This window comes from Massilia sp. DD77 (genome assembly GCF_036961685.1).
Classification (GTDB): Bacteria; Pseudomonadota; Gammaproteobacteria; order Burkholderiales; family Burkholderiaceae_D; genus Telluria.
In genome coordinates this window covers 1-22,510 of record NZ_JBAMDH010000036.1, presented here as the reverse complement: position 1 = coordinate 22,510, position 22,510 = coordinate 1, and the positions used below count along the sequence as shown (strand labels likewise).

Below are 22,510 nucleotides of genomic sequence, written 5' to 3'. Positions count from 1 at the left end.
CCGCGAGAGATTGGAGTCGTCTCGTTGCGAAGCTAGACACGATTTGCCACTTGCTAAAATGTGAATGTTTAATGTGATAAAAAAGTATAGGGAACCGTTAGTGATATGGTCAAACCGCAGTGCCGCGTTCCTGACCTTTTGGTTTTTGACTACATCGGCGCAGGCAGGTCGACCGATGATCGTCGACGACGCAGCTATCGTAGGCCCAAAAAACTGCCAGCTTGAAAGCTGGGCGGCAGACACGGGCTTTAGCCGCGAATATTGGGCCGTACCAGCATGCAATCTTGGAGGCAATTTAGAGCTTGCCATTGGAGGCGCACGTATCAACGCTGCGGGTCAACGCGACGTCATCGGCGTTCTTCAGGGAAAAACGCTACTTAAGCCGTTGAACGATAACGGATGGGGAATAGGTTTGGTATTCGGATCGCAAACGGTTCTTGAAAAAGGTGGGTTGGGTGATCTATACACAACCGTTCCCGTCAGCTTTTCGTTCGCTGATAGCAAAGTGCTGCTTCATATGAACGCGGGTCTCGTACGTGTCAAATCTTCTGGCCGATCCATTGGCACCTATGGTATAGGAGCTGAATTCGGGACGACTGAAAGGTCAACATTCATTATCGAGGCAGCTGGACAGGAGGGTGACAAGCCGTTATTTCAGCTAGGCGTCAAGTATTGGTTAATGCGAGACCATGTACAAGTCGACGCTAGTTACGGCAAGCGCATGAACACACCCGGTGCTGACCGTATAATAACGCCTGGCCTAGTGTTTTTCACTAACAATCGGTAGCTGTTCAAAGCGATCCCTATAACCATCCTGATTTTCGGAATCGATAAAACAAATATCCGCACGTCGACAAAACCGCGGAAAGTGCGAGGGGATAACCGTATTGCCACTGAAGCTCCGGCATGTGTTCGAAATTCATACCCCATATGCCTACCATGCCAGTGGCGACTGCAAAGATCGCTGCCCAAGCTGCAAGTCGCTTATTGACGTTGTTGTCTTCGAGACTGATGAGGGATAAATTAACCTGAATCGCTGTACTGACCATTTCATGAATGGAGTCGATACCGGAATTTATTCGGTGGAGATGATCGTGCACGTCTCGGAAGTATTCGGTAGAGTTGGCGACTACATATGGCACGCGGCCTCCATCGAGTTTGCTAACGGCTTCCATTAACGGCCCAGCCGCGTGTTTGAATTGCACGCACTTTCGCTTGAGCTGGTATAGCTGCTCGAGCGTTGTGCGACATGCCGGCGTCGCAAACATCTGTTCTTCGATTTTCCATAGCTCGTTTTCAAGCGTCTCAAGCACAGGGAAATATCGGTCAACAACCTCATCCATCAAAGCATAGAGCACAAAAGCAGGGCCTTGCTTAAGGTGGTGGCTCTCACGCTCGCAACGCGTACGAACGTCGTTAAAGCTCTGCTCATAGCCATGGCGGTTTGAGAGCACATAAGTAGTGCCGACGAAAACACCTACCTCCCCTACATGGAGCCCGTCATCATTAACTTCCACGGTGTGCATGACGACGAAGAGCGAGTCGCCATACTCTTCAATCTTTGGTCGTTGGTGGCCAACCAGTGCGTCCTCTACCGCCAACTCGTGCAGACCAAACTCGAACTGCATTTCCGCTAGTTCAGCTGGTGACGAATCTTTCAGTGCGACCCATACAAATGCATTAGGCAGGATGATATATTCGCTAATATCTGCAACAGGGATATCTGACAGCTTTTTGCCGTCTTGATAAGCGACGCAATTGATCAACATATATATTTAAGCAAAAGTTATACCTTTAGCAACAACGCGGGAATACCCTAACCAACCTCGTCGCCGGAAGTAAAAAAGAGGCAACACGGCGCTGGCAATCATAATTGCAACTGCTATAGGGTACCCAAATTTCCACCCAAGCTCAGGCATATTTTCGAAGTTCATCCCGTATATGCTTGCGACCAGTGTTGGCGGTAGAAAAGCAACCGACGCAACGGAAAATATTTTGATCGTCTTATTTTGATTGATGTTGATAAAACCAACAGTCGAATCCATCAAAAAATTTATTTTCTCGAACAAAAAAACAGTGTGACCATCAAGCGATTCAATGTCGCGCAGGATTTGCCTGGCCTCATCAAACTGCGAAGGATTCAATAATCTACCCCTCATCAGAAAACTTACAGCCCGTCGCGTATCCATCATGTTGCCACGTACTCGTCCGTTCAGGTCTTCCTCTTGTGCGATTGAGTTCAGTACTTCGGCTGCGGTTTCATCTGTAAGCTGGTGTTGGAGCACTGTCTGGCTGACGCTCTCTAGGTTTTGGTAGATTCCTTCTAAAGCATCTGCTGAGTATTCCGCATCAGTCGCGTACAGCTCAAGGAGGACATCCCTATAATCCGCTACCGATCCGGGCCGGGATCTAGCTCGCATCCGGACCAACCTAAAAACTGGCAAGTCTTCCGCATGTATTGAGAACAACATGTCTTCGGTGAGGACAAAAGCGACAGTAATAACACGGGATGGGCCCCCATCGTCCTCCAGCAGGAAATCGGTCCGCAAGTGAATGTGACCGTTTTCTGCTTCGTAGTAGCGGGCCGACGCTTCAATATCCTGGAGTTCGTCATGACTAGGCAACGTCACACCGTAGCGGTTTTCAACTATCGCTCGCTCATCGTCACTGGTGGCAACAAGATCAACCCAAACTGGGACGATGTCTTCCGAATGGTACTTCGATGCAGGGTATTGGCAGAGCCGACCATTCCGAAGGACAAAGGTATTTATCATGAAAAGCGCTGAAAGATCAGATCGACAGATTTGCAATCCTGCAGATTGTCGCACAGGCGGCCTTGTAATGTCTGCTTTGGGTCGGGAGCCGCCTGTCGCGACAGACAAGGCTTGGTCGATTTCGGCAGTCGCGATACCTTCGTTTAATCTATCAGTCGATCAAAAATGCTCAGGTATGTAAAGCGACACTGGAACGAGACCGGCGGTGACCAGCATGATGACTGGGGTACCTCTTGGTGGTACTTTGAAGTCGCAGAGGACAGCCTGCCGACTCGACAAGTCGAGCAGTACGAGTCCGGTGCGCTGCTGCACTACGATGCTAAACACGATGGAGACGCCTACGGCGGGCTTGCTTCGGAGCCGTTAGACCTATCCGATTTAGCGTACGTTGAAATCCTGGAAGAAGAATTTGAGCGGTGTGGGATCGCGCGACTAAGGCTACGCGCTGAACATTCTAGAAGCAAAGGGTAGCTAAGGGTCGGTTCCTACTCTTCGTGACAGTCTGCGATTTCTGACCCTTGACGACCTGCTATGCTGAGCTCAACGGCCGGGTTCGGCCAAAAGCGGACGCTATAGCAAGTCTTTGCCAAGGACGCATATGTCGACACATATGAAGCTGGTAATCGCCAACGTGCTGATGACCATCGGGGTAATTCCCTTGATGTTCTTTGTTGTATGGCTCGTCGGACTCCTGACCTGGACACCCGAGCATGGAGCGATCATCCCGATAATGGATCCAATAGGCATGATTGGCCCGTTCATCATGGGCTTCATCATGACGGCCGCAGTCGCAGGCACAAGTGCAGCTTGGTCATGGGATTTGGTGCGGGCAAACCCTCAAAACCGGTCGGGTGTAGCTTTAGCACTGCGGCTGATGACCGTAGCAGTACTGATCAGCCCATTCGCAGTGTTATTCCTATCGAGGTTTCTCTAATCGCATCAGCGTCTGCTTCGGGTCGAAAGCGGCCCCGTGCTAAGGATCAGTTTTGTACTTGCGGCGCGAATAGGGAGGCCGTCGTTTATCTTAAGACTGCTGGGCTCGAGCAAGAAGTAGAGCTTCGTATCCCTCCGGGTTTGTCTTTTTTAAACGATCCAGCGCCTCAACTGCTGCGTCGTAGTTGTCCTGCGCGAGATCGTCCTTAATTCTTTCGATCTTTTCGATTGCTTTGATCATGGACGCTAGTGTGTCAGCGGGAACGGGCTTCCCAGAGGCTAAGGCAAGAACAATTTCATTTAGCCAACCTATTTGTTTGCCGTAGCTGGCTACATCCTGTACGACTCGTTCTTCAATTGCCGCGTTGCCGGCAAAGGTGATGGTTGGAGAAAACCATGATGTAACGATTCGTTGAGTATTGCTTCCCAAGAGTGAAGGATTAAACATCCAGTAAGGGTTAAAGGTCATTTATAGTCCTGTTCTGTGTGCGGGCCAATAGCAGGGTTTGTAGATCGCTTAAAGCTACCGCGCAGTGTCACGGTCTGCAAGAGCCAGCAGGGTTACGCCGCGCTTTACATGTCTTCATAGACCAAACATTGCTGCCAGCGATGAGTGAGCATATTGCTCGTACCGGGGAAGCGTGCGTAGAGATGGCCATATATAGAGGCGGGTGGGGAAGTCAGCTACAGGGATGAGATAGATGCGCCCGACCCTCTCGTTGTCCTGAGTAGCACGCACCCATATCACAAAGTCGACGGTTGGTTTGTGTACTAGCGTGACCTTCCAGCAAGGGTGGCTTCGTTCGAACCGGCAGCGCGTACAGAGCAGACGCACGATGACCCCATTCAGGGTATAGGTCCGAAGGCTGAGCTTCTCGATCCTGGCTTGTGCCGCTGCAGCACACCGCTCCAGCTCAATCGCCATATCCCGGGTGATACAGCGCATGCGATACCTGGTGAGCGTGCTTCGGGACATGGTCGACCAGCTGAGGCCGGCAAGCCCTATTGCGGAGGTGATGCCGTTGAAACGAAAGGCATAGGACTTCACAGAAGGCCCGCCGCTGGAGTTGATCAGATCGAGGGTGACCTTGCCATGCTCGATGAAAATGTCTCTCAGTGCATCAAGCATTTCATCGTTCGTCCACGACTTGCGCCTACGTTTACGCTCGGCTCGCGCTTCCTCCAGCTTTTCCCGCGATATGATCGCCTCGAAGGCGTCCTCGACCTTCACCCAGGTCCCGGGTGCGTTTGCACGCCTTGAGCTTCTAAACCGCTGAGTGCTGCGGTTAAACGCGAGAGTCCCGGCATACTTGTCGTTCGTGAGGATTTGCTTGATATGGTATGCCGACCAGGGGCGACTAAGCCCGCTCTCGACACCTTCGTTGTTCAGGCGCCGCGCGATACCAGTATCAGTTAAGGACTCGAGCAGGTACATGTCGTAGATGCGATGTACTACCGCAACCTCATCGTCTGGACCGCGGGTGTAAGTGACGCGGTCGGTGGGCATGTTCTTACGCTCCCCGGGACTAAGTACGCCTTTGACCTGGCCGGCGGCAGAGATCGCGATGCGCCGCAGCCCATATCCGGCCACGCCACCTTGCTTGAACCCGGCTCCAGTGAGCCGACACTGAGCTTGGAAGACTTTTGTAGACAGCTCCCGACTGTATTCAGCTGCCATTGCCCGCTTGAGCCCTTTGAGTACCGCTGCCAGAGGAGACCCATCATTCGTGAATGGCTCTGCACAGTAGGCGATGGCGATGCCAGCTCTTCTGCAGGCGTACTCGTAGTAGGCGCTTTCATCAACGTCCTGGAAGCGGCCCCAGCGGCTTACATCGTAAACCAGGACAACATTGAAGTCTGCGCATCCTGACTGAATGTCGGTAAGGAGCTGCAGCAGTCCAGTTCGTCCATCCAGGGTGAGGCCGCTCCGTCCCTTGTCGCGATATATGCAAACGATCTGAAAGCCATGCGCAGCGGCATATTCTTGTAGGGCTGCTTCCTGGTGATCCGTCGAATAGTTCTGGTGCTCAGTGGAGGCCCGGACATACAGCGCTGCGCGATCGCTAAATGGCTTCAGCATGCGGCCTCCAAGTTCCCGGATTAGACTCTTCCAAACATCGCACCTATTGAATCGCACTTTAGCGCCGAGTGCTCGGCGAAGTTCGTCGTCTTTAGGTAGATTGCTTTCTGCTGTAAATTTCGAGTGGGGACCAGCAAATACTCGGCCGCGGGACACACGGCTGTGTTCATAAGCGCCATGATGATGAAGTCGAGTCCTGGCTCTGTAGTCAGCAGCCAGTTTGGTAGTCCGCGCCTGGGATTGCGACGCACCGATGCATCGACTCGCACCAGCAGGTTTCCATTCATCGATAGGACGAAAGGCTTGGACGTTCTTTCAACGATGGCGCCTCCTGCCTGAGCGTGTTGAATTACACAGTCGAGCAGCTCTTTCCGCGTCGCTAAGACCTTCTTTCTGGTATCGGCCGCTGCGAACGCTATGGTGCGCGGAAGACCGGCCGCAACATAGGCGCGTGGCAGAGAGCCGAACTCCTTGGCGAACATCTTCGTATCAGGCATCGTCGGGTCTGCCGCAATGATCTTGGTATTGATCATGCCGTGCTTGCCGTGGCAGGCTTGTAGAAGATCTATCAGCTCGGAAGGAGAGTATCTGTGAGTCCGTCGCGCACGCTCGGCTTGGGCTTGCTCGAATATTGCCGGCTCGATTATCGGATCGAGCGCTGCAGTGTTAACGACCCATTCATCGCGTACGTTGTGTCGGCACGGAGTGGAGAGCTTGCGTGATCTTCTGTTGTACGCCAGGGTGCCGCAGTACTTTACGTTGGTTAGCACCGACTTGAGCATATGCTGAGTCCACGGCCGGCCGAACTCACTTGGGATCTGCTCGCTGTTGAGGCGCCTTACGATGGTGCCCTCGCTGAGCCGTACGCGCAGATAAAGGTCGTAGATTCGACGCACGACAGCCACTTCCTCTGCCGGCCCCCACACGAGTATCACTCTGTCAGTAGCGACAACTTTCGATTCTCCGTACTGGAGAATCTCTCTTGGTGTACCGCACGCCTTGAGTGCCAGGCGCCTCAATCCATAGCCAGCGTGTCCACCTTGTTTGAAGCCCATCTCAACGAAGCGAGATTGGGCGATAAACACTTTGTCGGAAAGGTCGCGGCTGTATTCTGCGGCCATGACCCTCTTCATACTCTTCAGGAGTGAGGTATAGGGCCCGCAGTCCTCACCGAAGCGCTCTCCGCAGTAGACCACGTCGATGCCGGCACGGCGACAGGTGTGCTCATGATATGCCGCCTCATCAATATCCTGGAATCGCCCCCACCGGCTAATGTCGTAGACGATGATATGGCTGAAGTCAGGCTGATCCGACTGTACGTCCCGCATCAGACTCAACAGGCCGGCACGGCGCTTGATGTCGAGCCCGCTCTTGCCGTCGTCCACGTACTCCCGGACGATTTCCATCCCACGCGCATGAGCATACTCACTAATCTTCGCACGCTGATGATCTGTCGAGTAGTCCTGGCTCTCCGTTGACATTCGAACGTACATCACCGCCCGGTTGGCATTTTGCTGAGCCATGGGAGTCTCCAGTGTTGAGTAGTCTCAATACCCGGCACATCAACTGGAAGACTATATGAGGATGAGTAACGACGTCACACGGATGAGCGATGAGTTCAATGGTCCTAGCTACGGCACTCGAACTGGCGCGTCTGCACGGAGTGCGCTATGCCGCGTTCTATCTACTTGATTCCGGAATCGATGTAGAAGTAGCGGTGGACTTGCTCGGCAGTAGGGTAAGTGATCCTCCTCGTCCGAGAGCAAAGCAATGGGGCGGAAGTAAGTCGAGCTCAACAGCACATGGGCTTGATTTAGCGCAATCAGATGGTACTGGGAAGATCTTAGACTTATGAGAGAGAAGCCGACCCGAAACCATTCCCTATTGATAAACGCAGATTGATGAAGACTGTACTGGTTGTTGACTCGACTAAAGAGCGTGACATCTCATTGGATTTTGGGCTGGATAAGAGGCTCTATTTACGTGTCGCTGTCCACACTGCCAAGGCTGCTCGAACTGCAATCAATACTGTTCAGTTCGACATGGCTATCTTGGGCAACGTACTCGATGTGGACAACCCTTCAAGCTTTCTGAAAGAACTAAAGCAAGCTATACCCAAAGTACTTGCTTTCCACGAAACGATCAGTGCAGCAGGCGAAGCCATGGGCCACGCATACATAGCTGTTACCCGGAACAGTTGATGGCACCGAAAAAAGCAGAGCATTTGACTAGGCCTGCTCCCGCGCTAGAATGATTTAGCGGCCGCAACCTGGTTAGCTAGCTCAGTACTCGATGTGATACTCCGGCCTAAGGTCCGCTGCCGACCCATCGCAGACATCGATTACGAAAATCTGACAAGTTCCATGACATCGTCGGGTAAGCTGTGCTTTTTTACCAGTTTAGCTTGGCCATGGAAAACAGCTACCCTGAGACACTGCCGAAGCCGGCTCGCGCTTTCATTGATAACGCCTTGCAGGTTCTCCCTGCAGACCCAAGAATTCTTGCACTTGCAGCTGCTGGATCTTATCTCACCGGTAACATGGACCAGTTCTCTGATCTTGATTTGATCATAGTCACAGAACCGCAGTACCAAGAGGAAGTTTTGCGCGACCGTCTTGCAATAGCAAGAAAGCTTGGCGCCTACCTCGCTGGGTTCACTGGAGAGCATGTAGGGGACTCACGAGTACTCATCACTTTGTACGATTCCCCTTTGTTGCACGTCGACCTGAAGTTTGTCTCATTGGTAGATGCGCATGTACGAGTCGAAGAGCCTGCTCTGCTTTGGCAACGCGACGAGCGCGCGTCAGCTGCATTGACACATGGACTTGGCCCGTATCCGCAACCGAACATTCATTGGATAGATGACCGCTTTTGGATCTGGATTCACTACGGTGCATCGAAGATCGGACGGGGCGAAATTTTCGAAGCTATCGACATGATCAACTACATTCGCTCAACAGTTTTGGGGCCATTAGCCCTGCGGCGAGTCGGCGCAAGGCCTCAGGGAGTCCGCCGAATGGAGCTTGCCGACCCGGACTTCGCAATGGCCTTGCAGAAGACAATCCCGACATATTCAAAGGGCGACTGCCTTCGTGCACTTCGTGTCAGTGCCACTCTATACCAGCAGTTGCGTAAGGATTTTCCTAACCTGGTACGGAATTTAGACGTTGAGCAAGCGGTGTTTGCTCATATGGAAGAGATCGAAGACCTTGTTTGATGGGTGTGTCTGCTCTTGGCCGGAAGCAGGCAGATTGTAGCGCCCCTTTACAGCCGAAAGCGGCCCTTACTGAGAACCACTTTCGACCGTTCTGAGCAAGCAATCTCGCTAGCGGAAGTCAGACCTCGGTCTGTTCAGCGATTTCGAGTGCATCGTCAACTTCAATGCCGAGATACCGCACTGTGCTCTCTAGCTTAGTATGGCCGAGAAGCAGCTGTACAGCACGAAGATTTCTCGTGCGGCGGTAGATCAACGTTGCTTTCGTGCGTCGCATCGTATGGGTGCCGTACGCCGTTGGATCTAGACCGATGGATCTGACCCACTTGACGACAATACGTGCGTACTGACGAGTCGACAGGTGAAGAGTGTTCATCGATCTGCTTGGGAAGAGATGGTTGCTTGATGCGAGCTGACGGCTTGCGATCCAGCCCTGAAGTGCCTGACGAGTCTGCTCTGTAATTTCGAACTGAACAGGCCGATGGGTCTTCTGCTGCATGACAATCGCACGGTGAAATATGTTGCCACCTTGAGCGATGTCGTTGACCTTCAAACTGACCAAGTCGCAACCGCGGAGCTTGCTGTCGATCGCTAGATTAAACAGCGCAAGATCCCTTAAACGTTCTGCAAGCTGCAGTCGAATCCTAATCGCCCAGATTTCCTTCAGCTTCAAAGGAAGCTTCTGACCAATCAGGCGTCCTTTGTTCCATGGAACGCGCCGGCTAGCAGTGTCGCTACTTGTGTTCATGTTGACCTCCTCAGTGAGCAAGATCCGATTTTGATACGCTAGTTAGTCCAGGACGTTCCATTCGCAGTCAAGCCAGTTTGTGTCGCATAGTAGAATAAAGCAGTACTGGAAACATACACTAACTTTAAAGGATTTAATCAATGGCTAACATCGATCTGTCAGGCTACAACCTCAGCGAACTGAAGGGCCTTCAACACGACATTGAAAAGGAAATCAAGAGTCGCCAACACCAGGACTTGCAGAAGGCGCGCGAGCAGATCTTGGCGATTGCTCAAGAGGCTGGTGTATCGGTTCAAGAACTGCTAGCTACCAGCGACAAGAAGCTGAAACAAGGAAAAGGTAAAGGGCAAAAGGTCCAGGCACGCTACAAAAATCCAGAGAACAATACTCAAACATGGACTGGTCGCGGGCGCCAGCCAAAGTGGATTGCAGAAGGCATCGCTGGCGGAAAGTCGCTTGACGACTTCCGAATCTAAGAGCCGCATTGACCTCACTCCTACCGCTTAGGGTTGCGCGCTTTTACCCTGTTAAGTGTTGCGGAGCATCTCCCACTGTTCTAGGTGGGATGAGGTTCAGTACTTCCCAGATGACTACATTGCTGAAGTTGTGATCCTCGATGAATCGCATGGCATAAGAAGCCCGTGCGTCTTCCGTAACTGGACTGCAGCGACCAGCAACCTAGCGTTACGGTGGAGGTTGGGTTCAAGTTGAGTAGTCATCGGTCCATGATAAAGAGCCCGTCTGTCGCGACCATGACGTAGATCAATGCTGCATAAGGTTGGGGGCATGCGCATAGGAGCGCAAGTCGCTAAGGTCTGCACTCGGCTAGAAGCGGACATCCCTGATCCGCACCAAAAGGATTATTAATGCGTCAAGAAGACCCGGTAAGGGCGATTTTCTGGAACGAGTCGGTGGGACACTGTGTGAATCGCCACCACTACGCTAGATACTCCTGAGCCATAATTCTAGGCAAAAGGAATCAACATGAGTGGAAAACGGTACACGGAAGAATTCAAGATCGCGGCGGTCAAGCAGGTGACCGATCGTGGACACCCAGCGGCAGAGGTGGCCGAGCGACTTGGAGTAAGCGTTCATAGCATTTATGCCTGGACGAAGCATTACAGCCTCCCCGAAGAGGAGCGTAAGGCGCAGGACGCACAGGCCGATGAAGTACGGCGCCTGAAGGCTGAGCTCAAGCGCGTCACGGAGGAGCGTGACATCCTGCGAAAGGCCGCGGCGTACTTTGCCAAGACGTCAGGGTAAGGTACGCCTTCATTCATCAACACCAGGCGGTGTTTTCAGTTCAGCGCATGTGCAAGATGCTGAAGATCCATCCTAGCGGCTACTACGCCTGGCGCCGAAGTCCAGAAAGTCTGCGTGCAAAGGAAGACCGGCGTTTGCTTGGTCACATCAAGCAATCGTGGCTGGAGAGCGGCGCGGTCTACGGGTATCGCAAGGTCTTCTACGACTTGCAAGAACTCGGCGAACGGTGCGGCATCAATCGGGTTCATCGCTTGATGCGCAGCGAAGGGATTCGATCCCAAACCGGTTACTCCAAGCGTAGGTACAAGAACGGCGGCGCGCCTTCTGTCGTCGCGCCCAACCACTTGCGGCGTAACTTCGATGTGCTCGAGCCCAACAAAGTCTGGGTCACGGACATCACGTACCTGCGCACTTACGAAGGCTGGCTTTATCTGGCTGTAGTAATCGACTTGTTCTCACGCCAGGTCATCGGCTGGTCCATGAGTTCGCGCATCGACAAAGAATTGGCGATGAGTGCGTTATTGATGGCGGTGTGGCGTCGAAAACCGGCGACCGAAGTCTTGGTGCATTCCGATCAAGGAAGTCAATTCAGCAGTTACGACTGGCGTGACTTCCTTGCGTCGCACAACCTGGTGCAGAGCATGAGCAGACGTGGCAACTGCCACGATAATGCGGTGGCAGAGAGCTTTTTCCAGCTGCTGAAGCGAGAGCGGGTTCGCCGCAAGGTGTATGTAACGCGGGATGAGGCTAGACAGGATATCTTCGACTACATCGAGATGTTCTACAATCCGAAACGCCGTCACAGCTTCAATGAACGACTGTCTCCAGTCGAATTCGAAAAACGGCATTTCTTACGGCTGCAGAGTATCTAGCGAACTGGTGGCGATTCATGCGCTCGCACAAGCGTATGCCATCTGGTCTTGAAGGTACTGCGACGTCTCTTCCTCCCATGGGGCGATAGGTCTCAGCCCAAGTGCACTGAGACGACCAATCGGTATCTCACCCATCTTCGTCTCGAAGGTGTTTATTGATTTTCACGAGGCGGTCAGATCCTGATTGGAGCTAGCTTGCCCTCGAGTTGAGCCTCTAACTCATCAATTCGGTCCTGCAGTTGCAAGTTGACGGAGGCGATCGAAGCCAAGTCAGCGCGTAACTCTCGAAGTTCAGCTTTTTGGTCAGAGATCGTACGCTTTGCATCTACAAGCTCATCGTGCTTGGCATCCCGTTGCGCTCGTGTCGAGCGCCCCATCGTGGCGCGGATCTGCTCAGCAACGTCCGGGTAAACGTGGTGAATCAAGGATGGAGTGACGCCAGCCTCCTCCGCTACTGCCTTGATGCTCAGTCTCCTTCCGCTATCCATCACTCGCAGCAGTGAGCTCTGAAGCCGCTCTAGAGTCGCGGTCTTATCTCTTACTCGAGTGCTGGCCACCGATACCTTGGAGCTAGACGATGCAAGCTCATCCATTGGCACGCTCTGTAGACTTGTCATAGCGCCTCATCCAGGTTCTTTAGTTGTACGGGTACAGGCACGCCAAGTTCGTCCAGAACAGCTACGGAAGTCGCGATCTCGCGATCGGCGCGGCGTTGTACGACAGGTCCGCAGTCGGTAATGGTCGCCAGTTGCAAATTGCTGAGGTGAATATTCTGCCAAGTCGCGGCATGGCTCTCGTCAATGACACCCGCAGAGCAACTGGCGCAGCGAATCGCCTCGTAAATTCCCTCGCCGACGCAACCGGACTGCTCCGCGAGACACCATGAATGGCCTGTACTACGAATCGTGATGTGCTCAGCAGTGTGGCGTAACAGACTTTTACGGTCCTTAATTGCGATGGCGCGAGTCTGCATAATCTTACGACCTCCGCCGCCAGAAAGCGCCTGCTCAGGGTCGAACCAGCTTTCAAGCACTTCGGCTTGTGCGCTCACCATTTCTTCGTAGAATTCCTCGTACAAGGAAGCATCCTGCCGCGGGTTCGCTGCGTACAGCTGCGACATGCTGATGCTTGCGTGCTTTAGCTGCCACTTCACAAAAATAAGAGCTGTTCTGCCTAAGCTGGAATTCGCTACTGTCCAGGCAAACGTCTTACGACATTGGTGGTTATTAAGCTTCCAATTTACTCCAGCGTCCCTGGCTAACTGGATCAAAGCCGCACGGGACGACATATTAGTCATGACTTCGACTCGACTACGCTTGCCAGAACCATCCGCAGAGTACTGGCTGTGTCCAAGGAATAGGTTATCGATGCTGGCTCGTGCTACGGTTAAGCGCTGCAGGAGTTCGACGCGAGCCAAGCTCCCTCGAGTGATCGCGAGAGGGTCGTCTTCGGCCTTCCAAAGCTGCTGTTCTAACCAGGAAATTTCTTTAGCAAGCCGTGCTTGAAGGGGCTCGGCGTATTGTTGCAACACTCGGAGCGCCTCAATAGTCTCTGGCGGCACAAGGAAATCGACAACCCCCTTGCCCGTCTTGGACTCGGTGGTGGTAACCCAATGGTAAGTCACGCCATTGCGAACTTCGATTCGCCACGCATTGCTTTTGATAGCTACAGCTTCGCTATTTCTCATGCCGCTGGTGATCTGAACGAGGTATAGCACGGCATTCCTCACTCTCTTCGCTCGCTGTCCCTCAGGTGAGTGAAGCCCCTCCTTGCACCGAGCAAACACTGCTGCCGATTCGTTCACACACGCCTCGGCGTAGTTGAACAGGGTGCTTTGTATTGATGGCGGAATGACCGGTGTCTTGCCACGCCTGCCGGCTAGTTCTTCATCTCTGTCGTCAACGCCACACAAAACCCCCAAGTTCTTGCCTCCCCACGGATGGGTCGTTAGCGGATACAGAAGATCTGAGTTGCAGTCCCAGGCCACATCTACTAAGTTCATTCGCGACCGGATTGTAAGGGGTTCCAAAATGACCTTTAACTCGCTCACCAAATCGCTTAGGTAGATAGGGCGCACATCTTCGAAGCGACACACGCCCTTCGACGCAAGATACCTAAGTGTAAGGATTCCGGCGTGAACAGCTGTGCGAAGGGTACTGCCGCTCGGGCGCTTGGAATTCCCACGCCCTTTCTTCAGCCAAACATAGATCGCTGCTTTTGCGTCATTTACCAGCTCTTGTGGAAGGTCCTTGGGCCACTTGATATACCACGTTGATTTCTGATTATTCTGAGTCGTTCGTAGGCCGGTGAGGTCCCATATGTCATCGCCGAGCCTACTAACGACGTGCTCCCTGCCCTCGTCATCCACTACTGCAGAGACTACTACTCGATTACGTGTTAACTGGTCTAAAGACGCCAGCGTGACTGGCTGTGCCGCGAGCAGATCGTAGGCTCGCAGAGTACGATCAACCGGGAGACGAACTACACCACTAGTCACACCTGACTTGAGCGCAGAACTGGATTCTATGGTCGACTTCATGAAAGGACCCGACCAATCCTGGTGATGCTACGCTCAAGCTGGAACTTCCAGAATGGGTGTAGCGTGAGCTCAGCTTTCTTTCGCGCGTGCTTCACAAGACTGCTGTCGAAAGATTGCTCCGTGAACTGATCAATGAAGGGAATAGCTCGGCGATACAGGTCGATTAACCGCTGAACATGGACGCTCTCTCGGATATGTTCTAAGGATTTGTCTAGCCTGGAAAGTTCGTGTCGCGCGAAGATCTGGTAGCTGAACAAACGCCACAGTTCATCCTCCTCACCGACTACCGCAAATGAAGGGCAGAATAAGCACATCACAAACTGGTCGCAATAGTTGTTGCCGTCCTTGGGCGCATGTTCACCATACAAATTGTCCTTGCAGCTCGCAACGGGCGTTTTATCGGCGCTCTTGATCGGCTCCGCCCACGGAGAGCTACTCCCGCCCCGTAAACGTCCTGTGAATTCTTCGCCCAAAAAAACGGCGCCGTCGGCTTTAATCTGCTCGTCGACACGAAGATAATTTAGATCTGCGATGCGCGGTGAGTTGCCGAGCATTCGGGCTGTAGTGACTACATCTCCGTCAGAAATCCGAAACGCCTTTTTCCCGAAAGACTTACGCAACCGGCTGACATTTACCTGCAGCTGCTCACCATCATCTGCGAACAAGCCGCGCCGGTGCACCAATTGCTTAATTGACTCCTGCATCACGGAGTAGCTCAGGCACACAACCTGACCAAATTCCTGTGACCGGAGGGACCGATACAACCAAACCCGGTTTTGGAGTTGCTTCGGGGCCTCCGCAATCAAAGATTCAGTGTCAGCTAACGTAAGTTCAAGCACAGCTACAGCATCGGTCGGAATGAGGACCGGCTTCTCGACCTGACTTCCTCTCACGAGCGTGCGTTCTTGAATTTGGTTTCCGCGATGCTTGACCGTGCGGAGCCGCATTGTTCCTGGCAACAGGCCAGGACTCAATGAATCGCGCTTTATTTCGAGGAGAGGAATCGGGTTTATGCCGGTTCGCATGGCGACAATTAGGAACCGGTTCGCGATCGCCTCGGATGGATTAAGCTTTAAACGTCCATGATGCAGATCTGTCAGATCAGCCTTAATTGCCTTGGCTAAGCGTTGTAACTCGGCATCGCTGAATGCGCTGTACCCTCGCACAACCTTGTTACCATTTGGAAGCGCTCGGTCTGGGAAGAGGCGGCCCAACTCGGCCTTGACGGCGCCTCTAGCATGCATTTGCCTAACTACTGACTTAAGATTTTGGTAACGCATGCGGACAGTATCAGTGGTCCAGCCCAGCTTTAATGCTTGCTGCTGCAGCCATTCGATGTACGCGGTAATATGCAGAGGCACCAATTCTGACGGCCCTGCCACCAGAGGTTGCGGGTGCTCAGTAATGAACTCAAAAAACTTCCTCATCCCCTTCCCCACTGACGCAATGGTCGAACGTGATTTAGTGCCACTACGCAGCTGATCCCCAAGGCTCTCTAGGGTGCCCCAGACCCATGCATCGATACCACGCCCCATCCACTCCTCAAGGGCAAAAGTGTGTTGCAAATGAGTACGGTCGGAGTCACCGACGAAGTCGCTAAAAACCAACGTGGCTGTTCGTATACCCGGTGCCCCCATGGACAGCACAGGCGGCTCAAACGTCGCAGCTGAAATGTAATTTTTCTTTTTTGGCACTAGGAGCTTTCCAGTTGGACTTCCTGCGTATCAGCTTGGCTCAAGCGAACAGGACTTCATACTCGTCTGCAATCGATAGAACCGTTGCACCCGCCAGCTGCTCGATTTGGGCCAGATATACGGCCGTAGTCTGAACATTTTCATGGCCCAGCCTGTCGCGCAGGTAAAGGAGCGGTTCACCGGTGTAATCAGGATTCGCTCTAAGCCGGGCAAGCGTGTAAATCGCATAGGTGTGCCTTAGCATGAGAGCAGTTACCCGAAACCCGGCAAGGGCCGAAACTGTACGGAATGTTTCGGCGACCGCGTCTTTGCTAAATGACATGCCATGTGTCGTGAGAAGTAGAGATGCCCGATGTTGTTGCGAAGCTCCGTTAACGAGGCGATTCCTTTCATAGAGCGTGTAGCTGTATAGGTCGCTCATAAGGGAATACGGCACATCCACATCACGCGCCTTTCCAAACTTTGTGTGAATGTGGCGTGGATCCAATCGGAGTCGGATCATTCGATCTGGGGCGCAATCACGCCTTGTGGCTGGATTAAAGACGTAACGTAGTGGGAATGTTCGTGCCTCCACCGAGCGCAAGCCTACCCGTACCATCAACTCGAAGAGAAGACGGCGAGTGGGCGACAAAGGCAGCGCACGAACTATCCGTATTTGATCGGATGTTAAGAACTCCGGCATTGCCGTCCATTCTCGCAGCATGATATTAGGACGACCGACGGTCCGTTCACCTTCGTCCACGTGCATAAGGAGACGGTCGAACTGAGGCACTCGTACGTCTGCATAGTCGAAGGGCAGACGGTCGATCAATTCTCGCGTGTGCGCCCACTCGTAGAAGTCAACGATCAAACGCAACCTTCCATTAACGGTTTTAGCGCTTAACGTAAGTTCGCTTACTGACCAGTCACGGTATCTTGCGACAACGCTTTTGCCCAATTCGTAAACGGGCTCGTTCCAAGCTAAGCCGTTGGCATGCAAAAATCGCGCGAAGTCCCACAGACGTCTGCCATAGTCCTCCCACGTGATGGACGAAAGTTGAACACCGCGCCCCAGCAACTTCCAGATTAAGAACTGCTGAAAGGGCTGTACGGGATGCATGTCATCCGACAAGATGATGGGGAGTCCGGGCCGAGGTCGCCCCGCATACTCATACTCACTTGTGCTGAAAATTAAGCGCAAAACGTCATCCGATCGTGTCTTAAGGCAATGAGATGTCATGACGGACCTCATCAACCTAGGACCTTGGTTTCAGTACAGGTAAACGTACACGACGAAGCGCGGCAATGTCGGCTTGGCAAGATTTAGTTATACTAATCGCTCCGTCACGAACTCACAACTACCACCTCTCAGAACAGCTGATCGCCGCGATGAATCCCTGCCCTTGCGGCTGGCGTGGCCACCCGTCAGGAAAATGCCGCTGCACCCAGGACCTGGTCCAGCGCTACCAGGACCGCATCTCGGGGCCCCTGCTCGACCGCATCGACATCCAGCTGCAGGTGGCGGCGCTGCCGCCCGACAGCATGGCCGGGGAGGCCGACGGCGAAGCGAGCAGGACGATCGCGCAGCGTGTGGAGCAGGCGCATGCGCGCCAGCTGCAGCGCCAGGGCCAGGCCAACAGCCGCCTGGAAAGCGGCGCCGTCGACCGCCACTGCCAGCCCGATGCGGCGGGACGCCAGCTGCTGCATGCGGCGGCGCGGCACCTGCACTGGTCGGCGCGGGCCTATCACCGCGTGCTCAAGGTCGCGCGCACGATCGCCGACCTGGCGGGTGCACCGCACGTCGAGGCGGCGCACGTGGCCGAAGCGATCCAGTACCGGCGTGCCCTGCGCGAACAGTGACCGGTGCGCGCGCTTGCGAACTTCAATGCTCGATCCCGGACGCCTGCTCGCGCGCAGCGCGCTTGATGGCCTGCGGCGGCTGGCCATAGGCGCGCAGGAAAGCCCGGCGCATGCGCTCGGGATCGGAAAAGCCGGTTTCGCGCGCGACCACGTCGATCGAATGGTTGCTGCTCTCGATCATGGCGCGCGCGGCCTCCACCCGCAGCACTTCGACGGCCCGGGCGGGCGACTGCCCGGTCTCGAGCCGGAAGCTGCGGCTGAACTGGCGCGTGCTCAGGTTGGCGGCCCCCGCCAGCTCGTCCACCGACAAGGGCTTGCGCAGATGGCGCTTGGCATAGGACAGGGCTTGCTGGATGCGGTCCGACTTCGGTTCCAGCTCCAGCAGGGCGGAAAACTGCGACTGGCCGCCGCTGCGGCGGTGGTAGACGACCATCTGGCGCGCGATGTGCTTCGATGCGTCGCGTCCAAGGTCGCTCTCGACCATCGCCAGGCACAAATCGATGCAGGCGGTCATGCCGGCCGAGGTCCAGATGCGGCCGTCGTTGATGAAGATGCGGTCTTCCTCGACCCGGGTTTTCGGATAGGCGCGCTGCAGGTCGCGCGCCAGGGCCCAGTGCGTGGTGGCGCGGCGGCCATCGAGGAGGCCAGCCTCGGCCAGGATGAAGGCGCCGGTGCAGATGCTGGCCGTGCGCCGCGAGCGCTTGCTGGCTTCACGCAGGAAGGCCAGGAAGCCGGGCGTGGAGTGCAAGCCCAGCGGCTGCATGGTGCCGCCGACGATCAGGGTGTCGTAGTCGTGCCGCTCGGCCGCCTCGGTGAACACGCCCACGCCCGAGGAACTGGCCAGGACACCGCCTTGCTCGGACAGCATCGTCAACTCGTAATGCGGCCCCGAATCCATGTTGTTGGCGATCTCGAAGACGGTGGCCGCCATCAGATCGAGCGCCTGGAAGCCCGGCGGGAACAGGAAGCCGATTCTGCGTTTCATGGTGTGCCCTGGTGAATGGATGCCACGAAGATCATACGACAAGAGGGAAACCAGGAAAGCCCACCTCCTCCGTTTAGGAGAGGCCACCGCGGACCCAGCCGGCGGCGGGGATCGCCCGGCGGCCGCAGTACTGTTACCATCCTGCCATGCGAATTCCCCCCTTCTTTCGGGCCGCCCAGGTGCTGGCCCTGGCGACCCTGCTGGCCGCCTGTAACCCTACCTACAACTGGCGCGAGGTTCCCAGCCAGGACGGCGCCTACACGGTGCTGTTCCCGGCCAAGCCCTCGTCCTTCACGCGCAGCGTCGACCTGAACGGCTTGCGGGTGGACATGACCATGACCGCGGCCGAGGTCGAAGGCGTGACCTTCGCCGTCGGTTCCGGCACCGCGCCGGATGCCGCTGCGGCCCAGGCGGCGCTGCCCGCCATGCGCCAGGCGCTGCTGCGCAATATCGGCGCCAAGGAGGATGCCGCCGTCGCCGACGACAAGGGCCGCCTCGGGGTCGACGCCACCGGCACCGGCAATGGCCAGCCGGTCAGGCTGGTCGGCCGCTTCGAGGCGCGCGGCGTCCGCTTCTACCAGGTGATCGTGCTGGGCAAGCGCAGCGCGGTGGAGCCTGAACAGGCGGAGCAGTTCCTGACTTCCTTCACGCCGCAGTGATGGCCGAGACCGTCCCCGCCCTGCGCCTGGCCGGCCTGCGCAAGCACTTCGGCCGCCCAGCCGTGGACGGGCTGGACCTGCAGGTCAGGCGCGGCGAACTGTACGCCCTGCTCGGCCCCAACGGGGCCGGCAAGACGACCACCCTGCGCATGGTGACCGGCCTGCTGGCGCCGGATGCGGGGCGCATCGAGGTGCTCGGCACCGATCTCGCGGCGGCGCCGGCCGCCGCCAAGATGAAGATGGCGTATCTGCCGGACGAGCCGATGTTGTACGGGAAGCTGAAACCCACCGAATACCTGGAGTTCGTGGCCGGCCTGTGGGGCGTGCGTTCCGAGGACGCCGAGCCGCGTGCCCGCGCCCTGCTCGACTGGCTCGACCTGGCCCCGCATGCGCACGAGCTGACCGAAGGCTTCTCGCGCGGGATGAAGCAGAAGCTTGCGCTCGCCGGCGCCCTGATCCACGACCCGGAACTGCTGATCCTGGACGAGCCGCTCACCGGGCTGGATGCGGCGGCGGCGCGCCAGGTCAAGGACCTGCTGCTCTCGCATGTGGCGAAAGGCGGCACCGTGATCCTGACCACCCACATCCTGGAAGTGGCGGAGCGCCTGGCCCAGCGCATCGGCATCATCCGGCAGGGCCGCCTGATCGCCGAGGGTACACTGGACGAGCTGCGGGCCCGCACCCAGGGCGGCAGCCTGGAAGACGTGTTCCTGGCGCTGACCGGGCGGCCATGAGGGCCGCGCCCGGAAGCGTGCGCTGGCTGATGGCGCACGAGCTGCGCCTGGCCTGGTTCAACGCCGGAGCCTCATCGGGCACCCCAAGCGGTCGGCGTCCGGGCGGCGCCGCCATCGCGCTGCTCGCCGGCGGCTGGGTCCTGCTGCACCTGGCCGCCTGGTTCACCTTGCGCCGGCTGGAAGGCTTCGACCGGACCGCATTGCCGCTCCTGGCGGCCATCAGCGTGGTGATGCTCGTGGGTGCGACCGCCATGCTGTCGTCGAGCCTGAAAGCGAGCGTGCTGGCACTGTTCGAGCGCGGCGACCTCGACCTGCTGCTGTCGTCGCCGCTGCCCTCGCACAGCACCTTCACCGTGCGCCTGGGGGCCATCGCGGCCGGCACGGCCTCGGTCTACTATTTTCTGCTGGCGCCGTTCGCGCATGCCGGCCTGCTGCTCGGACAGCCTGCGTGGCTGGGGCTCTACCCCGCCGTGATCGGCCTGCCGGTGCTGTGTGCCTGTGCGGGCATGCTGATGACCCTGGCCCTGGTGCGCATGCTCGGCGCCCGCCGCACGCGCGTTGTCGGGCAAGTGCTGGGCGCGCTGGCCGGGGCCTCCGTCTTCATCGTTTCCCAGCTCTACATGCAAACCTCGCAGGTCCGGCGGCGCGACGCGGAGGCGGCCCTGCTGGCGCGCCTGGGGCGGGACGACAGCCTGGGCGCGGACAGCGCACTGTGGCTGCCCGCGCGGGCGGTGCTGGGCGACCCGCTGCCTGCCCTCGGCCTGCTGGCGCTCGCGGGCCTGGCCTTCCTCGGGACCGCCCGCTATACGCATCGCTTCTTCGTGCAAGGCCTGCAGCAGTCGGTCTCCGAGCTGCGGGCCAGTCCTGCCGGCACGACAGGGCCGCACTTTCGCTTCGGACGCAGCGTGTTCGACACCATCGTCATCAAGGAATGGCGCTTGATCTTGCGCGATCCCCACCTGATCTCGCAGGTGCTGCTGCAACTGCTCTACCTCCTGCCCTTGTGCTTTGTCGTTTTCTCGCGGTCAGCCCTGCAGCTGCCGGCCGTCGCCGCCGGCCTGGCGCTGCTGTGCGGTTCCCTGGCCGGGTCGTTGGCCTGGATCGTCATCTCGGCCGAAGACGTCCCCGACCTGTTGCGTACCGCACCGGCGGCTGGACGCACCGTGCGGCTTGCCAAACTGGCGGCGGTCGTCGCGCCGCCGCTGGCCGTGGTGGCCCTGCCGCTGGCTTGGCTGCTCATCCACGCACCAGCCGCGGGAATACTCGCCTGCCTCGCCGTCGTGGGATCGGTCTGGAGCGCGGCACTGGTCGTGCTGTGGTGCGGACGCCCAGGGCTGCGCAGCAGTTTCAAGGGACGCGGCAAGGCCAACTTCCTGAGCAATTTTCTCGAGATGTCGGGCAGCCTGTGCTGGGGAGCGCTGGGCGGCTTGCTGGTGGCGGCACACGCTGCTTCCGGATCCAGCTCCCTGATTCTCGGAGCGATAGGCGCCCTCGCCGGCGCCGTGCTTGTCTTGCTGGCGGCCTGGTTATCGCGGAACCGGCAGGGAGAAGCATGGTGAGCGTGCGCGGGATGACCCCGTTTTGAAGACGTGTTATCGTTTAGGCACTAACTGAATCACGGGACTGTCATGTTGATCAAATTTAAATGCAAATCGTATCCAGAGGTCCTGATGTACCAGGAACATGCCAAGCGCATCCTCGATATGCTGCACAAGGATCCGGAACGCGGGGTGATCACCGCTGAAGAAGCGCCTCGTGCCGTCCAGCTGATCGAAGGCGAGGTCGAGGAAAGCCGCAAGCATCAGGTGACGGACCAGGTGGCCCAGGATGTCCTGGCCCACGGGGAGGAAGAGGACAAGGAACACGAGACGATCGAGGTCGTCAGCTTCCCGACCCGCGTCTACCCGCTCCTGGAGATGCTGCGCTCGGCGCGGGACAACCGTACCGATGTGCTGTGGGGTGTTTGAGCACCTCTCGCGGATATTGATCGCGGTACTGGCAAGCCCGTTCGGGTGACGGAAGGGTTTTGTGTGTGCGCTTGCAAGACAAACAGCCCCGTGGCGTGAGCGACGGGGCTGTTTGTCTTGGTGCTTGAGGAACAGGCGGCGCTGAGTGGCCTGCCTTGCTGCCGCTGCTCGGGTTCTGCGAGCGCTGATTGAACTGGGATCCCCGCCAA

22 protein-coding genes are annotated in these 22,510 nt (G+C 56.4%); 11 read left to right on the top strand and 11 right to left on the bottom strand.

Annotation, left to right across the window (positions count from 1 at the left end; genetic code table 11):
- Positions 1–175: 175 nt before the first annotated feature.
- A complete protein-coding gene (locus V7778_RS20060) occupies positions 176–787 on the top strand; it encodes a hypothetical protein (protein WP_335558496.1) in 612 nt (203 codons plus the stop codon).
- Between the two features lie 16 nt (positions 788–803).
- Here the strand turns inward: V7778_RS20060 and V7778_RS20055 are convergent, their stop codons facing one another.
- Both V7778_RS20055 and corA read right to left on the bottom strand, forming a co-directional pair.
- Positions 804–1,769, bottom strand: coding sequence for a magnesium and cobalt transport protein CorA (locus V7778_RS20055; protein WP_335558494.1), 966 nt, complete (start codon positions 1,767–1,769; stop codon positions 804–806).
- Between the two features lie 6 nt (positions 1,770–1,775).
- The gene (gene corA, locus V7778_RS20050; protein WP_335558493.1) at positions 1,776–2,774 is read right to left on the bottom strand and encodes a magnesium/cobalt transporter CorA; all 999 of its coding nucleotides are present in this window, start codon (positions 2,772–2,774) and stop codon (positions 1,776–1,778) included.
- A gap of 610 nt (positions 2,775–3,384) precedes the next feature.
- Here corA and V7778_RS20045 point away from each other — a divergent pair.
- Positions 3,385–3,708 carry a hypothetical protein gene (locus V7778_RS20045; RefSeq protein ID WP_335558492.1) on the top strand — a complete coding sequence of 108 codons (324 nt, stop codon included), beginning with the start codon at positions 3,385–3,387 and terminating at the stop codon, positions 3,706–3,708.
- Between the two features lie 90 nt (positions 3,709–3,798).
- Here the strand turns inward: V7778_RS20045 and V7778_RS20040 are convergent, their stop codons facing one another.
- The 3 genes from V7778_RS20040 to V7778_RS20030 form a co-directional block, all read right to left on the bottom strand.
- The gene (locus tag V7778_RS20040; protein ID WP_335558490.1) at positions 3,799–4,176 is read right to left on the bottom strand and encodes a hypothetical protein; all 378 of its coding nucleotides are present in this window, start codon (positions 4,174–4,176) and stop codon (positions 3,799–3,801) included.
- Positions 4,177–4,290: 114 nt separating this feature from the next.
- Positions 4,291–5,787 carry a recombinase family protein gene (locus tag V7778_RS20035; protein WP_335558488.1) on the bottom strand — a complete coding sequence of 499 codons (1,497 nt, stop codon included), beginning with the start codon at positions 5,785–5,787 and terminating at the stop codon, positions 4,291–4,293.
- Positions 5,788–5,807: 20 nt separating this feature from the next.
- On the bottom strand, positions 5,808–7,310 hold the full coding sequence (locus tag V7778_RS20030; protein WP_335558486.1) for a recombinase family protein: 1,503 nt from the start codon (positions 7,308–7,310) through the stop codon (positions 5,808–5,810).
- Positions 7,311–7,688: 378 nt separating this feature from the next.
- On the opposite strand from V7778_RS20030, the gene V7778_RS20025 reads away from it, so the two are divergent.
- Both V7778_RS20025 and V7778_RS20020 read left to right on the top strand, forming a co-directional pair.
- Complete coding sequence (locus V7778_RS20025) at positions 7,689–7,988, top strand: hypothetical protein (protein WP_335558485.1); 300 nt, start codon at positions 7,689–7,691, stop codon at positions 7,986–7,988.
- A gap of 209 nt (positions 7,989–8,197) precedes the next feature.
- Positions 8,198–9,004, top strand: coding sequence for a nucleotidyltransferase domain-containing protein (locus V7778_RS20020; protein ID WP_335558483.1), 807 nt, complete (start codon positions 8,198–8,200; stop codon positions 9,002–9,004).
- A 118-nt stretch (positions 9,005–9,122) separates the two neighbouring features.
- On the opposite strand, the gene V7778_RS20015 is transcribed toward V7778_RS20020, so the two are convergent.
- Entirely contained in the window at positions 9,123–9,749 is a 627-nt protein-coding gene (locus tag V7778_RS20015; RefSeq protein WP_335558481.1) for a tyrosine-type recombinase/integrase, read from the bottom strand.
- A 140-nt stretch (positions 9,750–9,889) separates the two neighbouring features.
- On the opposite strand from V7778_RS20015, the gene V7778_RS20010 reads away from it, so the two are divergent.
- Both V7778_RS20010 and V7778_RS20005 read left to right on the top strand, forming a co-directional pair.
- Positions 9,890–10,225, top strand: a complete 336-nt coding sequence (locus tag V7778_RS20010; protein ID WP_335558479.1) for an H-NS histone family protein — start codon at positions 9,890–9,892, stop codon at positions 10,223–10,225.
- 508 nt (positions 10,226–10,733) lie between these two features.
- Positions 10,734–11,884, top strand: a protein-coding gene (locus V7778_RS20005) for an IS3 family transposase (RefSeq protein ID WP_335558477.1) whose coding sequence is annotated in 2 segments (ribosomal slippage) — positions 10,734–10,974 and positions 10,974–11,884 — 1,152 coding nt in all. Because the reading frame shifts where the segments join, the coding sequence is not laid out codon by codon here.
- A 173-nt stretch (positions 11,885–12,057) separates the two neighbouring features.
- Here the strand turns inward: V7778_RS20005 and V7778_RS20000 are convergent.
- The 4 genes from V7778_RS20000 to V7778_RS19985 form a co-directional block, all read right to left on the bottom strand.
- Positions 12,058–12,477 (bottom strand): TetR family transcriptional regulator, encoded by a 420-nt coding sequence (locus V7778_RS20000; protein ID WP_335558476.1) that lies wholly within the window; start codon positions 12,475–12,477, stop codon positions 12,058–12,060.
- A 20-nt stretch (positions 12,478–12,497) separates the two neighbouring features.
- Positions 12,498–13,601 (bottom strand): hypothetical protein, encoded by a 1,104-nt coding sequence (locus tag V7778_RS19995; RefSeq protein ID WP_335558474.1) that lies wholly within the window; start codon positions 13,599–13,601, stop codon positions 12,498–12,500.
- Positions 13,602–14,419: 818 nt separating this feature from the next.
- Positions 14,420–16,117, bottom strand: a complete 1,698-nt coding sequence (locus V7778_RS19990; protein WP_335558472.1) for a hypothetical protein — start codon at positions 16,115–16,117, stop codon at positions 14,420–14,422.
- Positions 16,118–16,157: 40 nt separating this feature from the next.
- Positions 16,158–17,216, bottom strand: a complete 1,059-nt coding sequence (locus V7778_RS19985) for a tyrosine-type recombinase/integrase (RefSeq protein WP_335558470.1) — start codon at positions 17,214–17,216, stop codon at positions 16,158–16,160.
- 185 nt (positions 17,217–17,401) lie between these two features.
- Here V7778_RS19985 and V7778_RS19980 point away from each other — a divergent pair, with 185 nt between their 5' ends.
- Complete coding sequence (locus tag V7778_RS19980; RefSeq protein WP_335558469.1) at positions 17,402–17,956, top strand: ATP-binding protein; 555 nt, start codon at positions 17,402–17,404, stop codon at positions 17,954–17,956.
- Between the two features lie 22 nt (positions 17,957–17,978).
- Here the strand turns inward: V7778_RS19980 and V7778_RS19975 are convergent, their stop codons facing one another.
- Positions 17,979–18,941 (bottom strand): GlxA family transcriptional regulator, encoded by a 963-nt coding sequence (locus V7778_RS19975; RefSeq protein ID WP_335558467.1) that lies wholly within the window; start codon positions 18,939–18,941, stop codon positions 17,979–17,981.
- A gap of 146 nt (positions 18,942–19,087) precedes the next feature.
- On the opposite strand from V7778_RS19975, the gene V7778_RS19970 reads away from it, so the two are divergent.
- The 4 genes from V7778_RS19970 (at position 19,088) to V7778_RS19955 (ending at position 22,301) form a co-directional block, all read left to right on the top strand.
- Positions 19,088–19,600 carry a hypothetical protein gene (locus V7778_RS19970; RefSeq protein ID WP_335558465.1) on the top strand — a complete coding sequence of 171 codons (513 nt, stop codon included), beginning with the start codon at positions 19,088–19,090 and terminating at the stop codon, positions 19,598–19,600.
- On the top strand, positions 19,600–20,334 hold the full coding sequence (locus tag V7778_RS19965) for an ABC transporter ATP-binding protein (protein WP_335558463.1): 735 nt from the start codon (positions 19,600–19,602) through the stop codon (positions 20,332–20,334). Before V7778_RS19970 ends, V7778_RS19965 begins: the two co-directional genes overlap by 1 nt.
- The gene (locus V7778_RS19960) at positions 20,331–21,893 is read left to right on the top strand and encodes a hypothetical protein (protein ID WP_335558461.1); all 1,563 of its coding nucleotides are present in this window, start codon (positions 20,331–20,333) and stop codon (positions 21,891–21,893) included. The genes V7778_RS19965 and V7778_RS19960 overlap by 4 nt, the downstream gene beginning before the upstream one ends.
- A gap of 69 nt (positions 21,894–21,962) precedes the next feature.
- Entirely contained in the window at positions 21,963–22,301 is a 339-nt protein-coding gene (locus V7778_RS19955) for a DUF1840 domain-containing protein (RefSeq protein WP_335558459.1), read from the top strand.
- Positions 22,302–22,510 lie beyond the last annotated feature (209 nt).